This is a genomic window from Coriobacteriia bacterium, from assembly GCA_041658765.1.
In the GTDB taxonomy this organism is placed as follows: domain Bacteria; phylum Actinomycetota; class Coriobacteriia; order Anaerosomatales; family JBAZZO01; genus JBAZZO01.
In genome coordinates this window covers 133,779-148,835 of sequence record JBAZZO010000002.1, presented here as the reverse complement: position 1 = coordinate 148,835, position 15,057 = coordinate 133,779, and the positions used below count along the sequence as shown (strand labels likewise).

The 15,057-nt window shown below is 68.3% G+C and carries 19 protein-coding genes; all 19 read left to right on the top strand.

Translation table 11 applies throughout. From position 1 onward, the window contains the following. Window positions 1-8 precede the first annotated feature (8 nt). Window positions 9-1,358, top strand: coding sequence for a signal recognition particle protein (ffh, locus tag WC971_02140; protein ID MFA5843615.1), 1,350 nt, complete (start codon window positions 9-11; stop codon window positions 1,356-1,358). Window positions 1,359-1,463: 105 nt separating this feature from the next. Continuing rightward, on the top strand, window positions 1,464-1,925 hold the full coding sequence (rpsP, locus tag WC971_02135) for a 30S ribosomal protein S16 (protein ID MFA5843614.1): 462 nt from the start codon (window positions 1,464-1,466) through the stop codon (window positions 1,923-1,925). An 8-nt stretch (window positions 1,926-1,933) separates the two neighbouring features. Next, window positions 1,934-2,182 carry a KH domain-containing protein gene (locus WC971_02130; GenBank protein MFA5843613.1) on the top strand — a complete coding sequence of 83 codons (249 nt, stop codon included), beginning with the start codon at window positions 1,934-1,936 and terminating at the stop codon, window positions 2,180-2,182. A gap of 12 nt (window positions 2,183-2,194) precedes the next feature. Further along, entirely contained in the window at window positions 2,195-2,713 is a 519-nt protein-coding gene (locus WC971_02125; protein MFA5843612.1) for a 16S rRNA processing protein RimM, read from the top strand. Further along, window positions 2,710-3,456 (top strand): tRNA (guanosine(37)-N1)-methyltransferase TrmD, encoded by a 747-nt coding sequence (trmD, locus tag WC971_02120; protein MFA5843611.1) that lies wholly within the window; start codon window positions 2,710-2,712, stop codon window positions 3,454-3,456. The genes WC971_02125 and trmD overlap by 4 nt, the downstream gene beginning before the upstream one ends. Before the next feature lie 122 nt (window positions 3,457-3,578). Further along, a complete protein-coding gene (gene rplS / locus WC971_02115) occupies window positions 3,579-3,923 on the top strand; it encodes a 50S ribosomal protein L19 (protein MFA5843610.1) in 345 nt (114 codons plus the stop codon). Between the two features lie 20 nt (window positions 3,924-3,943). Then, on the top strand, window positions 3,944-4,528 hold the full coding sequence (gene lepB / locus WC971_02110; protein ID MFA5843609.1) for a signal peptidase I: 585 nt from the start codon (window positions 3,944-3,946) through the stop codon (window positions 4,526-4,528). Window positions 4,529-4,545: 17 nt separating this feature from the next. Further along, window positions 4,546-5,313: a ribonuclease HII gene (locus tag WC971_02105; GenBank protein MFA5843608.1), complete on the top strand. Its 768-nt coding sequence runs from the start codon at window positions 4,546-4,548 to the stop codon at window positions 5,311-5,313. A gap of 81 nt (window positions 5,314-5,394) precedes the next feature. Continuing rightward, window positions 5,395-5,766, top strand: coding sequence for a YraN family protein (locus tag WC971_02100; protein MFA5843607.1), 372 nt, complete (start codon window positions 5,395-5,397; stop codon window positions 5,764-5,766). Next, entirely contained in the window at window positions 5,763-7,250 is a 1,488-nt protein-coding gene (locus WC971_02095; GenBank protein ID MFA5843606.1) for a YifB family Mg chelatase-like AAA ATPase, read from the top strand. The genes WC971_02100 and WC971_02095 overlap by 4 nt, the downstream gene beginning before the upstream one ends. Next, a complete protein-coding gene (dprA, locus tag WC971_02090; protein ID MFA5843605.1) occupies window positions 7,247-8,125 on the top strand; it encodes a DNA-processing protein DprA in 879 nt (292 codons plus the stop codon). Before WC971_02095 ends, dprA begins: the two co-directional genes overlap by 4 nt. Window positions 8,126-8,195: 70 nt before the next feature. Further along, window positions 8,196-9,539: a methylenetetrahydrofolate--tRNA-(uracil(54)-C(5))-methyltransferase (FADH(2)-oxidizing) TrmFO gene (gene trmFO, locus WC971_02085; GenBank protein MFA5843604.1), complete on the top strand. Its 1,344-nt coding sequence runs from the start codon at window positions 8,196-8,198 to the stop codon at window positions 9,537-9,539. Then, window positions 9,536-10,429, top strand: coding sequence for a site-specific tyrosine recombinase XerD (locus tag WC971_02080; GenBank protein MFA5843603.1), 894 nt, complete (start codon window positions 9,536-9,538; stop codon window positions 10,427-10,429). Before trmFO ends, WC971_02080 begins: the two co-directional genes overlap by 4 nt. A gap of 21 nt (window positions 10,430-10,450) precedes the next feature. Next, the gene (gene whiG / locus WC971_02075; GenBank protein MFA5843602.1) at window positions 10,451-11,242 is read left to right on the top strand and encodes an RNA polymerase sigma factor WhiG; all 792 of its coding nucleotides are present in this window, start codon (window positions 10,451-10,453) and stop codon (window positions 11,240-11,242) included. A 25-nt stretch (window positions 11,243-11,267) separates the two neighbouring features. After that, entirely contained in the window at window positions 11,268-11,861 is a 594-nt protein-coding gene (locus WC971_02070; GenBank protein MFA5843601.1) for a response regulator, read from the top strand. A 172-nt stretch (window positions 11,862-12,033) separates the two neighbouring features. Then, on the top strand, window positions 12,034-12,828 hold the full coding sequence (gene rpsB, locus WC971_02065; GenBank protein MFA5843600.1) for a 30S ribosomal protein S2: 795 nt from the start codon (window positions 12,034-12,036) through the stop codon (window positions 12,826-12,828). 32 nt (window positions 12,829-12,860) lie between these two features. Further along, window positions 12,861-13,748 (top strand): translation elongation factor Ts, encoded by an 888-nt coding sequence (gene tsf / locus WC971_02060; protein MFA5843599.1) that lies wholly within the window; start codon window positions 12,861-12,863, stop codon window positions 13,746-13,748. 24 nt (window positions 13,749-13,772) lie between these two features. After that, on the top strand, window positions 13,773-14,495 hold the full coding sequence (gene pyrH, locus WC971_02055) for a UMP kinase (GenBank protein ID MFA5843598.1): 723 nt from the start codon (window positions 13,773-13,775) through the stop codon (window positions 14,493-14,495). After that, window positions 14,495-15,052, top strand: coding sequence for a ribosome recycling factor (gene frr, locus WC971_02050; GenBank protein MFA5843597.1), 558 nt, complete (start codon window positions 14,495-14,497; stop codon window positions 15,050-15,052). Before pyrH ends, frr begins: the two co-directional genes overlap by 1 nt. Window positions 15,053-15,057 lie beyond the last annotated feature (5 nt).

Genomic DNA, 15,057 nt, shown 5'->3' with positions numbered 1-15,057 from the left:
GAGCGCGCGTGTTCGAGAACCTCACCGCTCGTCTGAACGCCGTCATCGGCAAGCTCTCCGGCCGCGGCAAGCTCTCGGAAGCCGATGTCGACCTCGCGCTGCGTGAGGTCCGCATGGCGCTCCTCGAGGCCGATGTCGCGCTGTCCGTCGTGAAGGACCTGCTCGCGCGGGTGCGCGCACGCGCCGTGGGCTCGGAGGTCGCGACGAGCCTCACGCCGGGCCAGACGATCGTGCGCATCGTCCTCGAGGAGCTGACGTCCGTCATCGGAGGCGCGCCGTCACGTCTCGCGCTGTCCGGGCGCACGCCCAACATCGTCATGCTCGTCGGACTCCAGGGCAGCGGCAAGACGACCGCCACAGCGAAGCTCGCCGTGCACCTGCGCTCCCAGGGGCGCAGACCCTTCATGGTCGCGTGCGACGTCTACCGCCCCGCCGCCGTCGACCAGCTCGTCTCCCTGGGCAAGGAGATCGACGTCCCTGTCTTCGTCGGAGAGGGGACCGATCCCATCGCGATCGCCCGCGCGGGAGTGAAGGAAGCGGTCGCGCAGATGCGCGACGTCGTGCTCATAGACACGGCCGGCCGGCTCCACGTGGACGAGGCGATGATGGACGAGGCGGTCGCCATCAAGGCCGCGGTGAAACCGGACCAGATCCTCATGGTCGTCGACGCTCTCACCGGGCAGGACGCGGTGAACTCGGCCCGCGCCTTCGCCGAGCGGGTCGACTTCGACGGCGTGGTGATCACCAAGCTCGACGGCGACGCCCGCGGCGGCGCCGCGCTGTCGGTACGCGCTGTGACCGGCAAGCCCGTCCTCTTCGCGGGCGTGGGGGAGAAGGTCACCGCGCTCGAGGTCTTCGACCCCGAACGCATCGCCAAGCGGGTACTGGGCATGGGGGACGTCGTCTCTCTCATCGAGCGGGCACAGGAAGCGGTCGACGTCGACGACGCTCGAGCCTTGGAGGAGCGTCTCCGTTCCTCCAAGTTCACGCTCGACGACTTCCTCGCACAGCTGATGCAGGTGCGCAAGATGGGCTCGATGCGCGACATCCTCGCGATGCTGCCCGGCTCTGGCGCCCTCAAGGAGCTTCGCGACGTCGAGATCGATGAGGGCGCCCTCGACCGCACCGCAGCCATCATCAGGTCGATGACGGCCAAGGAGCGCGCGAAGCCCGCGCTCATCAACGGCGCGCGCCGCGAGCGGATCGCCCGCGGTTCCGGCGTGCAGGTCTTCGACGTGAACCAGCTGCTCAAGCAGTACGCCCAAGCCGCGAAACTCATGAAGCGGTTCGCTTCCGCGGGCTCCGGCAAGCGCGGTCGCGGACGCTTCATGCCCCCCGGATCGTCGCCTTTCGCGTGAGGTCCGCCGTCTTTGACCCCCTCAGGGTGATGGCGTATCATAGGCCGTCGTTGTGCCGCTGACTCCGGTGGAAAGACCGCCGGTACCCTGCTGGAGGTGGAAGGTTTGGCAGTCAAGCTCCGTCTGGCTCGCGCCGGCGCGAAGAAAGCTCCGTTCTATCGCGTCGTCGTCTCGGATGCACGTTCGCCACGCGACGGCCGCTTCATCGAGATCATCGGACGCTACAATCCGCGGACCGATCCGTCGACGATCCAGATCGACCTGGACAAGGCGAACGCTTGGATCGCGAAGGGCGCACAGCCGACCGATGTCGTCGCCAAGCTGCTCGCGATAGCCGCGAGTCCCCCGACGGAAGCTCCCACACAGGAGAAGAAGCCCTCGAAGAAGGCGAAGGCGAAGTCGGAGGCCGCCGCGAAGGCCGCAGCCGCTCCGGCTCCCGTCGAGGAACCCGCCGCGGTCGTCGAAGAGCCCGAGGCCGAACCGGTCGTCGAGGAACCTGAGCCCGAACCCGAGCCGGCCGTCGAAGAGACCGCCGACGCTGACGACGCGCCCGCCGAGACCGAGTGACGCCCGGGATGCCGCGGACCACGGACACCGACACGCTCGTCGAGTATCTGATCACGTCCCTCGTGGACGACCCCGCGAGCGCGTCGGTCGAGAAGAAGACCGACGGGACGGCCACTGTCTACGAGGTCACCGTCGCCACCGAGGACATCGGCAAGGTCATCGGGCGTTCGGGACGTGTCATCAAGGCCATACGCACGGTCGTTCGCGCCGCTGCCGCCGAGGAAGGCGCGCACGTGAGCGTGGAGGTCCTCGGCTAGGGGAGTGCGCCGGTGAGTTTCGTCACCCTCGGGCGCGTGCTCAAGACCCGCGGACTGGACGGGGAGGTCGTCGTGGCGCCCGCCGCGGGCCTCCCCGATGCTTTGGTCCCCGGTCTGCAGGTCTGGTTCGTCCCGCCCCCCGACCGAGACCGCGTAGCCACCATCTCCAGCGTGCGGCCCGGACCGAAGGGCATCGTGCTCGACTTCGATCCCATACTGGCCACGGACGCGGCCGCGGATCTCGCCGGACGAAGCGTCCTCGCCCGTGTCGAGGACGTCCCCGAACCGGTCGCGGAACCAGCCGACTCCGCAGTGGGGCTGCGCGTGATAGATGCGACCCGTGGCGATCTCGGAGTCGTCGACGAGGTCATCGTGACCGGCGCGAACGACGTCTGGATCGTCCACGGACCCCTGGGCGAGGTCCTGATCCCGGTCATCGACGACTGCGTACTCGATGTCGACCGTTCGACCGGCACTGCGTCGGTCCGGCTGCTGCCCGGTCTCATCCCGGACGAGGACGGTCACGGATGAGATTCGACATCGTCTCCGTCATCCCCGAGGTGTTCGATGGGCCTCTCTCCGCCTCGATGCTCGGCATAGCCCGTGACCGCGGCCTTCTCGAGGTGCACGTCCACGACCTCCGCGACTGGACGACCGATCGCCACCGCACCGTCGACGACTGCTCCTTCGGGGGCGGTCCCGGGATGGTCATGAAGCCCGAACCGTTCTTCCGGGCCGTCGCGGACGTGCGCGCCGCCGACTCGCGTCCCGCTATTGTCGTCCTGATGTGCCCTCAGGGCCGTCTCCTCGACCAGCCGCTCGTGGAGGAGTTCGCCGCCATGGAGCGCCTGATCCTCCTGTGCGGACGCTACGAGGGCGTCGACGAACGGGTACGCTCCATCGCCGACCTCTCCGTCTCGGTCGGCGACTACATCGTCACGGGCGGGGAGATCCCCGCGATGCTCCTAGTGGATGCGGTCTCCCGCCTTCTCCCGGGCGTGCTGGGCAACGCCGACTCTCCCATAGACGAGTCGCTGTCGTCGGGCCTGCTCGAGTACCCGCAGTACACCCGCCCCGCGTCTTTCGAGGGCCTCGACGTCCCGGACATCCTCAGGAGCGGTGACCACGCCAAGGTCGCCGCCTGGCGCCGGCGCCAGGCGCTCCTGAGGACGGCGCGGCTCCGGCCCGACCTCCTCGAACACGCCGACCTCTCGGACGACGAGCGCGCGCTCGTCACTCGGATGCTCGCAGGCGACATCGAGCCGGAGGAATGAACCGCCGCTGACGCCTCGTCAATCTCACGGCGCACGTTGCCTCCGGTGCCCGGCTTGGCTATACTCTGTCCTCGCGCCCTTGCGCAGCACCGATACACACGACTCGGAACAGGGACACCGCCATGAAGAGGATCCAGGCCCTCGAGGCCATGCAGCTCCGCGACGACCTGCCCGACTTCAGGGTCGGCGACACGGTGAAGATCAGCTACAAGGTCGTCGAGGGCACTCGCGAGCGTGTCCAGCTCTTCCAGGGCGTCGTCATCCGCCGTCACGGCGCGGGCAACCGCGAGACGTTCACCGTGCGCAAGATCTCGTTCGCGGTCGGTGTCGAGCGCACGTTCCCGGTGCACTCACCCAAGATCGTGAAGATCGAGATAGCGAGCCGCGCGAAGGTCCGCCGCGCCAAGCTCTACTTCCTGCGCGACAAGATCGGTAAGGCCGCCCGCCTCAAGGAGAAGCGCGCCTAAACCCTCGCGCGGGGAGACCCATGGGCGAGAGTCCGCACCTCGATCCCGGACCCATCGACGAGGTACGAACGCGTGCCGGTGAAGCACCTGTGTCGTTCTTCCGGTGGCTCGCCGAACTCGTCGTCGTGGTCGCGACCGCCTTCCTCCTCGCCTCGGCGATCAAGACGTACGTCGTGCAGCCTTTCGTCATCCCTTCGGGCTCCATGGAGCCCACGCTGGAGATCGGCGACCGCGTCCTCGTGAACAAGTTCGTCTACCGGTTCTCGACGCCCTCACCCGGCGACATCGTCGTCTTCCGTCGACCCGCCTCCGACGTCGACTACATCAAGCGTGTCATCGCGGTCGGAGGACAGACGGTCGACGTCCGGAACGGAGCCGTCTTCGTCGACGGAAGGAGACTCACCGAGCGATACATCCACGGCGCGTCGACCGATCCCGGCAGCGTCGGACTCCCGTTGCTGGTGCCGGAGGGTTCCGTCTTCCTCATGGGAGACAACCGGACGAACAGTCAGGACAGCCGCTGGTTCGGCGCCCAGACGCGGTCGGCGGTCCTCGGCCGGGCGTTCGTCGTCTACTGGCCCCTCGCCGACGGCCGCGTGCTGTGATGCCGCACGAAGGTCACTTGCCGGTCGCGCGGTGCCGGGAGGTCCTGCGAGCGACAGCCGACGCGGACCTTTCGCGGGTCATCGAATCGTTCGCCGACGACCCGCGAGCGGGCGTGCGCGACGCGGTGTCCGTCGCCCGGGCGCGGATGCGACGGCTCGACGCGGAACACGACCGGCTCCGGGGCCTGGCTGCCTTCCAGCGAGGACTGCACTCGAGCGGCCTGGCCGTAGTCGCCGGTGTCGACGAGGTAGGACGCGGAGCGCTGGCCGGCCCCGTCACGGCCGCCGCCGTCGTCCTTCCGGTCGACACGCTCGTCCTGCGCCTCGACGACTCGAAGCGGCTCGATCCGAAGACGCGTCGCGAGGTCGCCGCGCAGGTCCGTGAGCACTCGTCCGCTTGGCGCGTGGCGCACGTCGAGGCACGCGAGATCGACCGGCTGGGCATAGCCGAGGCGACACGAAAAGCGATGCGCGACGCGGTCGCCGCCCTGGGGATCCGCGTCGACCACGTCATCGTCGACGGCAACGACCCGCCAGCCGGTCTGACGTGCACGGCGATCGTCGGCGCCGATGCCCGCGTGGCCTGCGTCGCCGCCGCATCGGTCGTGGCGAAGGTCGCACGCGATGAGCTGATGGTCTCGTTCGACGCCGAATACCCCGGGTACGGCCTTGCGGCGCACAAGGGATACGGCACCGTCGAACACCTCGAGGCGATCGCGCGCCTCGGTATCACTCCGCTGCACAGACGGTCGTTCGGACCTTGTTCGCAGGTCCCTCTCTTCTGAGACCGACGGGCCGGTTCAGGAACCGGTAAGCATCCGTTGCGAACCGTGTGACACCATCGCTCCCGACCAAGGGGGTGGGGTATGTCGTCACGTTCGGATCTCGGCAAGCGCGGAGAAGACGCAGCGACCGCGTTCCTCGAGCGCATCGGGTATCGGATCCTGGAGCGCAACTGGAGGTGTCCGCTCGGCGAACTCGATGTGATAGCGCAGGACGGAGCGACGCTCGTCGTCGTGGAGGTCAAGACACGACGCACGCTGAGGACCGGCCTGCCCGAGGAGGCCGTCTCCGCGACGAAACAGCGCCGGCTCGCGCGACTCGCACAGGCGTATCTCTCGAACATGCCCACGGCGCCTGAAGGGGTGCGCTTCGACGTCGTGTCGATCACGGCGCTCGGGCCGGACCGCGCCCTCTTGCGCCACCACGCCGATGCGTTCGGCGTGGTCGGACAGTGACGCACGCCGTCGTCCACACCGCGACGCTCGTCGGAGTCCATGCGGTACCGGTCCAGGTCGAGGCCGACGTCGGCGCGGGATTGCCGACGTTCGCCGTCGTCGGCCTGGCCGACACCGCGGTCCTCGAGGCCCGAGAACGCGTACGTTCCGCGGTTCGCGCCGCGGGGTTCACTTTTCCCGCCGCTCGAGTGGTGGTCAACCTCGCGCCTGCGCCCCTGCGCAAGCATGGGACCGGGTTCGACCTGCCGATAGCCGCGGCGGTCCTCGCCGCGACCGGACAGATACCCGCTCAGACCCTCGCCAGTGCCTCTCTCGTGGGCGAGCTCTCCCTCGACGGCGCCGTGCGCCCTGTCGCCGGCCTGCTCGCCCACGCTCTCGCGGCGCGGTCGCGCGGACACTCTTTGTGCGTGGCGGAGTCCGCCACCGGCACCCTGGCTCCGGTCACGGGTCTCGACACGCGTGGTGTCGGCCACCTGTCCGATCTTCGCAGCGGCCTTCCCGATGCATGCGATCGCCCATCGATCGCGAGACGTCTCCCGGCGACCGGCCCGGACCTGTCCGAGGTCCGCGGACAGGCGCTGGCGAAGCGCGTGCTCGAGATCGCGGCCGCGGGAGGACACAACATGCTCATGACCGGACCTCCCGGCTCAGGTAAGACGATGCTGGCCAGACGTTTGCCCGGTATCCTCCCTCCACTGGACCCGGAGGAGGCGCTCGAATCCGCGCTCGTGAGGTCGGTGGCCGGTCTCGAGGACGACGCGGCGGGGGAGGGGCGACGGCCTTTCCGCTCGCCTCACCACACCTGCTCGCTCGCCGGCCTCGTCGGGGGCGGCAGCCCGCCCAGACCGGGCGAGATAAGCCTTGCCCACACCGGCGTCCTGTTCCTCGACGAACTCCCCGAGTTCGCCCCGTCGGCGCTGCAAGCCCTCCGCCAGCCTCTCGAGGACGGCCGCATCATCCTGGTCCGTGCGGAAGGCCGCGTCGCGTATCCTGCAAGGTTCTCACTCGTCGCAGCGATGAACCCGTGCCCGTGCGGCTTCCACGGCGACTCACAGCGGGCCTGCCGCTGCACCGAGCCGATCGTGAGCCGGTATCAGGCCCGCGTGGGTGGACCTCTCCTCGACCGGATCGACCTCTTCATCCGAGTCGACCGCATCCCGCCCGAGCGCATGCTCGAGTGCACGAGCACGGACGAGACCACCGAGGTGGTGCGCGAACGGGTGGAGACCGCCTCTCGGCGCGCTGGGGCGCGCGGCGGCCCGAGCGCCCGCCTCTCGGGATCGGCACTCCTCGCCGTCTGCGCCCTCGACCGCGACGCCGCGGACAGGCTTGCCCGGTCCGCGCGGGACATGCGCCTTTCCGGACGCGGGATCACCCGCCTCCTGCGCGTGGCACGCACGATCGCGGACCTGGACGGATCCGCGGGGGTGGGATCGGACGCTCTGATGGAGGCGATCGCATACCGCGCTTGGGAGACCGCATGAGCCCCGCGCCTCCGCGCTGGGAGCTCCGTCCCGGCTGCGACGGATATCCGCCCTTGCTCGCCGCGACACCTCGTCCACCGGACCCTCTCTACGTGATGGGCGACCCGAGCTCGCTAGAGGAGGGTTTCGCGGTGGTCGGAGCGCGGAAGGCCACCCCGTACGGACTCCGCTGCGCTTCATGGCTAGCCGGACACGCCGCACGACGTGGCGTCACGATCGTCTCCGGCGCCGCGATCGGCTGCGACCAGGCCGCTCAACGCGCCGCTCTCGCCGCTGGAGGCAACGTCGTCTCGGTCCTCGGCTGCGGAGCCGATGTCGACTACCCGTCGAGCGCGCGCGACCTGCTCGCAGGGCTTCGCCGTGACGGCGCGGTCGTTTCGGAGCAGCCATGGGGAAGCCCCCCTCAACGCTGGGCGTTCCGCGAACGGAACCGGATCATCGCCGGCCTGTCCAGGGCGGTGCTCGTGGTCGAAGCATCGCTGCCGAGCGGGACGTTCAGCACCGCCGACTTCGCGCTCGACGCCGGGAGGGACGTCTTGGCGGTACCCGGTTCGATCTTCGCGCCCGAGTGTCGCGGCCCCAACCGTCTCATCAAGCAGGGCGCGTACCCGGTCACCGGCACGGACGACCTCGATGACGTCCTGCAGGTCGTCGGGTTCGAGAACCTCCTCCCGGAAGTGCGACTTCCCGACGATGACGGCCTGCAAGCCACCGAGGACGGCGCACTGCGCGCGCTCCTCGCCGACCCGATGCGCCCCGACGACCTAGCAACGGCACTTCGCCTCCCGGTCGCTCAGATCCTGCGGCGCGTCGCATCACTCGAGGCCGCAGGCCTCGTCCACAGATACCCCGACGGCCGGTACGGTCCGGGTTGACGCGCGCTTCTCTCGCGCGGCGGTACAATCGTGGCGTCCATCTCGTCCGTTCGCTTCCCGGAGGTCGCACTTGCCGCCAGCGCCGTCGCCGCGCGTCACCGTGGTAGGAGCCGGTCTCGCCGGCTCCGAGGCCGCATGGCAGCTCGCCATCCGGGGGATACCGGTGACCCTGCTGGAGATGCGACCCCGGCGTACCGGTCCCGCGCACCACGGAGCCGACTTCGCCGAACTCGTCTGCAGCAATTCCCTGCGGAGCGACGACCCGGCCACGGCCGCGGGTCTGCTCAAACGCGAGCTCGCCGCCCTCGGCAGCCTGATCGTCGAGTGCGCTCGTGCCGAATCGGTCCCGGCCGGCTCCGCCCTCGCGGTCGACCGCGAACGTTTCTCGTCGCGCGTCACCGCCACTCTCGAGGGACACCCGCTGGTCCGGGTGGAGCGCGTCGAGGCGACCGGCCTTCCCGAGGGTCCCTCCGTCGTCGCCACCGGTCCGCTCACCAGCGATGCGTTCGCGTCCGCTCTTTCCCAGGTCGTGGGGTCCGACCGGCTCGCCTTCTGGGACGCGGCGGCCCCGATCGTCGCCAGCGAGACCATAGACCGCGGGGTCGCATTCGGGGCCTCGCGTTGGGGGAAGGGGGAGGGCGACGACTACCTCAACTGCCCGCTCGATCGTGCCGGATACGACTCCCTTGTCGAAGCCCTCGTCGGCGCGCAGCGCGTGGAAGCGAGGACTTTCGAACGCCGCGAGCTGTTCTCGGCCTGCCAGCCCGTGGAGGAGATCGCGCGCACCGGCCACGACGCTCTACGCTTCGGGCCTCTCAAACCGGTCGGACTCGTGGACCCAGCCACCGGCCGACGGCCGTGGGCGGTCGTCCAGCTACGCGCGGAGGACCGGGCGGGCAGCGCGTACAACCTCGTCGGCTTCCAGACGAACCTCACGTTCCCCGAGCAGCGTAGGGTCTTCCGGCTGATCCCAGGACTCGAGGACGCCGAGTTCCTGCGCTACGGCGTGATGCACCGGAACACCTTCGTCGACGCTCCTCGTCTCGTCACCCCGGACCTGGCCCTCCGCTCCCGTCCCGGCATGCGCCTCGCTGGTCAGATCCTCGGCACGGAAGGCTACCTGGAGGCGGCCGGGACGGGCCTGCTGGCAGCTCTAGCGACCGTCGCGTCGCTTCGCGGCCGCGACCCGGTCGTCCTCCCGCCGACGACCGCGCTGGGAGCGCTCGTTGGCCACGCGACCTGCCCGGACACCGTCGGCTACCAGCCCATGCACGTGAACTTCGGCATCATCCCGCCGCTCGAACCACCCGTGCGCTCGAAGAAGGACCGTTACGCGGCCTATGCTGCACGCTCCCTCCAGGACCTTTCGGCCTTCCTGACGTCGCACCCGGAACTTCTCGGAGACGTCCGATGACCGACGCCGCCGATCTCGTCGCCGCATACATGCGCCACCTGGAGGTGGAACGCGGCCTGTCGCCGCACACGCTGCGCGCGTACTCCTGCGATCTGGCGACCTATCTCGCATGGGCACAGCGCGCCGGCGTGGACCCCATCGCGCTAGACCACCGCGACCTGCGTCGCTACCTCGGCCAGCTCGATCGTTCGGGATACGCCCGACGCACGATCGCCCGTCGCCTCGCCGCCGTGCGGTCCTTTTTCGGACACCTCATGCGCGAGGGCATCATCGCCACCGATCCGGCCGCCGTCCTCTCGTCCCCGAAGCTGCCGGCGCGCCTGCCGCGCACCGTCGCGATCGATCTCCTCGAGTCCCTGCTGGACGCGCCTTCTCCCGACACCCCGTTCGGCCTGCGGGATCGTGCGATCCTCGAACTCCTCTACGCGACCGGCGTGCGCGTGAGCGAGCTGACCGGACTCGACCTGGGCAGCGTCGATCTCGCACGCGGTCAGGCCGTCGTCATGGGGAAGGGCTCACGAGAGAGGCTCGTCCCCATGCACGCGCGCGCGGTCGCTCGGATCCGGGAGTACCTGCTGCGCGCGCGGTCGCATCTCTCGCACGGACGCACGACGGAAGCGCTGTTCCTCAACCGCTATGGCGGGCGACTCACATCCGGCTCCGTGCGCCGACTCCTCAAGCGCCACATGCTCACGATCGGAGCAGCGGCGTCACTCTCGCCGCACTCTCTCCGACACACCTTCGCGACGCATCTCGTCGACGCCGGCGCCGACCTCCGGACCGTCCAGGAGCTGCTCGGTCACGTTGCCCTGTCGACGACCCAGATATATACTCACGTGAGCCCGAAGCGGCTTCGAGACGTGCATCGCAACGCGCATCCGCGCGCCTAGTCCGTGAAAGGGTCCCCCAGGATGAAGCCCGACCAGCGGACGGACGTATCCGCCATCTGGGCCACCTACAAGCAGGCTGGCGACCCGACCGCGCGCGAACGCCTCATCCTCAACTATTCGCCGCTGGTCAAGTACGTCGCCGGGCGCCTCTCCGCGAACCTCCCGCAGACCGTCGAGACGGCCGACCTCATCAGCTACGGCATCTTCGGTCTCATCGACGCTATCGACAAGTTCGATCCCGCGCGCGGCATCAAGTTCGAGACGTACGCCATCGCGCGCATCAAGGGCGCCATCATCGACGAACTCCGGGCGATGGACTGGGTGCCGCGTTCCGTCAGGTCACGGGCGCGCGAGGTCGAGAACGCCTACATCCAGCTCGAGAACCGGCTGCGTCGCACCCCGACGGACGCCGAGGTCGCCATCGAGTTGGGGATCTCGCTCCGCGAACTCCAGACCGTCTACACGAAGATGAGCTACGCCTCGGTGGTCTCTTTCGAGGACCTCTGGACCCCCGGTGGAGAGCGCGAGGAGAAGTCGAGCCTCATCGGTTCCATCCAGGACGAATCGGCCGAGGATCCGGTCAGGATGTTCGAGAACGAAGAGGTCAAGGACATCCTCGCCTCGGCCATTGAGCACCTCCCCGAGCGAGAGCGGATGGTCATCGCTCTGTACTACTACGAGGGCCTCACCCTCAAAGAGATAGGGGAGGTCCTCGGAGTCACGGAGTCCCGCGTCAGCCAGATGCACACGAAGGCCGTCCTGCGTCTGCGCGCGCGACTCCATTCGGCGCAGTCCTACGCCACCGCCGACTGACCGGGTGACGGCCTTGCCGGCGAGAATGCCCCCGCCCGACGCCACCATCCTCGTCGTGGAGGACACGGAGCTTCTGCGACGCATCTACCACGACGCGCTCTCTCAGCGCGGCTACACCGTCATCACTGCGGCGGACGGCCTCGAATGTCTCAACACCGTCAGGTCCACCGTGGTCGACCTGGTCCTCCTCGACCTCGTCATGCCTCGGATGTCGGGTCTCGAGGTCCTCGAGGCGATGCGCAACGACCCTCGCACCCGTGACATCCCGGTCATCATCCTCAGCAACCTCGGCCAGGAATCGGACATGCGTCGGGGTCTGGACCTCGGAGCCGTCGACTACCTCATCAAGAACGAAGCGCGCCCGACGGACATCGCCGACCGCATCCGCCTCGCACTCGAGCATCATGCGGATCACGGCCGTGCCGGTCGAGCCATGAGGGTGTTCGTGCGCGACCGTGAGGGCGACGCCGATGCGATCGTCGCCGATGCGCACCTGCCCCACAGGTTCTGGTGCCCGGCGTGCGAGATCGAGCTGGCGCTCGAACTGATCCCCGATCCGGAGCGCGAGGGCTGGTACTCGGGCCATTTCGTCTGCCCGTCCTGCGGCCGGGAGTACTGACTCTCACGACCCGGACCCGCTTCTCGGCTCCAGCGGCCTTGTGGTACACTACCTGCGCTCTAGACCATGCACGTCCGCCGACCCCGGCGCCCGGTGCCGCACGGATAGACCGTGCGGTGGCGCTTCGAGGGGGATGACGCGGGCGGAAGCCCAACCGACCGGAGGTAGAAGTATGGCCGTCGTCAGCATGAAGAACCTGTTGGAATCCGGGGTCCACTTCGGACACCAGACCCGGCGCTGGAACCCGAAGATGCGCCCGTACATCTTCACCGAGCGCACGGGCATCTACATCATCGACCTTCAGAAGACCCTCAAGGAGCTCGACAAGTCATACCGATTCGTCCGCGACATCGCCGCCTCGGGCGGCGAGATCCTCTTCGTGGGCACCAAGAAGCAGGCACAGGAGTCCATCGCGTCGGAGGCGCAGCGTTCGGGGATGCCCTACGTCAACCAGCGCTGGCTCGGCGGCATGCTCACCAACTTCGTGACCATCAGGTCGCGCATCAACCGCATGGTGCAGCTCGAGGCCATGGAGGCCGACGGGCGTCTCGCGGCGCTCCCGAAGAAGGAGGCCCTGAAGCTTCGCGCCGAGTTCGAGAAGCTTGAGAAGAACCTCTCCGGGATACGCGAGATGAAGGGCGTTCCGGGAGCCGTCTTCGTCGTCGACACGAAGCGCGAGTCCATCGCGGTGGCCGAGGCCCGTCGCCTTCACATCCCGATCATCGGGCTGGTAGACACGAATTGCGATCCCGACGAGGTGGACTACGTGGTGCCGGGCAACGACGACGCCATCCGCTCCGTCGCCCTCATCTGCCAAGTCATCGCGGAAGCCGCCGTCGAGGGCCGCGCGGCGTTGACCGGCGAGGTCGCTCCGGCGCCCGTAGCCGAGCCTGCCGTCGAACCCGCAGCCGAGCCTGCAGCCGAGCCTGCCGTCGAACCCGTTGCGGAACCGGCGGCCGACGAGTAGCACTCACCCTTCTCGAACCCGGAAGGACTCCTATGGAGATCACCGCATCGATGGTCAAGGAACTGCGCGAGACGACCGGCGCGGGCATGATGGACTGCAAGCGCGCGCTGACCGAGGCCGACTGCGACATGAGCAAGGCTGTCGACATCCTTCGCACCAAGGGTCTGGCCGACCTCGCCAAGAAGTCCGGACGCGCCACCAATGAGGGCCTCGTAGCCACGCACGTCATGCCCGACGGGCGCACGGCCGCGGTCGTCGAGGTCAACTGCGAGACCGACTTCGTCGCCCTCAACGAGGAGTTCTCGGGCTTCGTCGGCAGGGTCGCGGCCCAGGTGGCCGCCACCGCGCCTGCTGACGTCGCCTCGCTCATGGGGGCATCGTGGTCGGCGAACCCCTCGCTAACGGTCGAGCAGGCGCTCGGCGAGGTCGTCTCGAGGCTGGATGAGAACATGGGCATCACCCGCTTCCTGCGATTCTCGTCCGACGCCGTGTCCACCATCGGCTCTTACGTCCACGGCGTCGGCCGCATCGGCGTACTCGTCGAGATCGCCGGCGGCGAAGGCGAGCCCGTCTCGGCGCTCGCGCGCGACATCGCCATGCACGTCGCCGCAGCAGCGCCGGGCTGGATCCGTCGCGACCAGGTCCCCGCGGACGTGATAGAGCACGAGAAGAGCATCTACAGGGCGCAGGCTGCCGAGAGCGGCAAGCCCGAGGCCATACAGGAAAAGATCGCGACGGGCCGCCTCGACAAGTTCTTCAAGGAGGTCTGCCTTCTCGAGCAGCCCTTCGTCAAGGACCCGGACATCACGGTGGAGCAGCTCGTCAAGCGCGCCGCCGGCAGTTCTGAGTTCGTGATCACGCGATTCGCGCGCTACGCCCTGGGGGAGACCTCCGACGGCAAGGCAGCATCCGGCTGCTGAGGGGACACGACGAGAGGGGTCGCGTTGTCCGAGTACCGTTTCCGTCGTGTCCTGCTCAAGATGTCCGGCGAAGCGCTCATGGGCGACGCCGGCTACGGCATCGACCCGAAGGTCCTCGACACGCTCTCCGACCAGGTGGCCGGCGTCCGCGATTCGGGAGTCGAGATCGCGATCGTTGTCGGCGGGGGCAACATCTTCCGCGGGATCGCTGGTTCGGCCGTCGGCATGGATCGAGCGCAGGCCGACTACATCGGCATGCTGGCCACGGTGATGAACGCTCTGGCTCTGCAGGACGTGCTGGAGAAGCACGGCGTCTACACCAGGGTCATGTCGGCGATAGAGATGCAGTCGGTCGCGGAGCCCTACATCAGGCGCCGTGCCGTGCGCCATCTCGAGAAGGGCCGCCTCGTCATCTTCGCCGCGGGGACCGGGAACCCCTACTTCACGACGGACACCACGGCCGCGCTGCGCGCACTCGAGATAGGCGCCGACTGCATCATGAAGGCGACGAAGGTCGACGGTGTCTACGACGACGACCCTATGCGCAACCCCGCGGCGGTCAAGTTCGACGAGTTGCGCTACATCGAGGTCTTGAGCCGGGGGCTTCGTGTCATGGACAATACGGCTATCTCCCTGTGCATGGACAACGACCTGCCGATCATCGTCTTCAACATCAACACGCCCGGCAACATCGACCGCGCGCTGCGCGGTGAGCCTGTCGGAACCATCGTTCGAGGAGGCGACTGATGCCCGCCCAAGCCATCCGCAACGCCGACGAGCGCATGAAGAAGGCGATCCAGCATCTGGCGCACGAGTTCTCCACCGTGCGGACGGGCCGCGCGTCGGCTGCGGTCCTCGACGAGATAAAGGTCGAGTACTACGGCGGGATGATGCCCGTACCACAGGTTGCGACGATCAAGTCTCCCGATCCTCACCTGCTCGTGATCGAACCGTGGGACAAGTCCCTCCTCGGCGCCGTCGAGAAAGCCATCCTCGCGTCCGACCTCGGTCTCAACCCGAGCAACGACGGCACTGTGCTCCGTCTTCCTTTCCCGCCGCTGACGGAGGAACGGCGCAAGGAACTCGCGAAGCTGTGCAAGCAGTACGCGGAGCGGGCCAAGGTCGCTATACGCGAGGTCAGGCACGACGTGCTCAAGCAGCTCGAGCGCAGCGAGCACGACGCCGAGATCAGTGAGGACGATCTTCGCAGGTCTGAGACCGAGGTGCAGAAGCTCGTCGACGCCCACGTGAAGGACATCGACGAGATCCTGAAGCGCAAAGAGCACGAGATCATGGAGGTCTAGCGGCC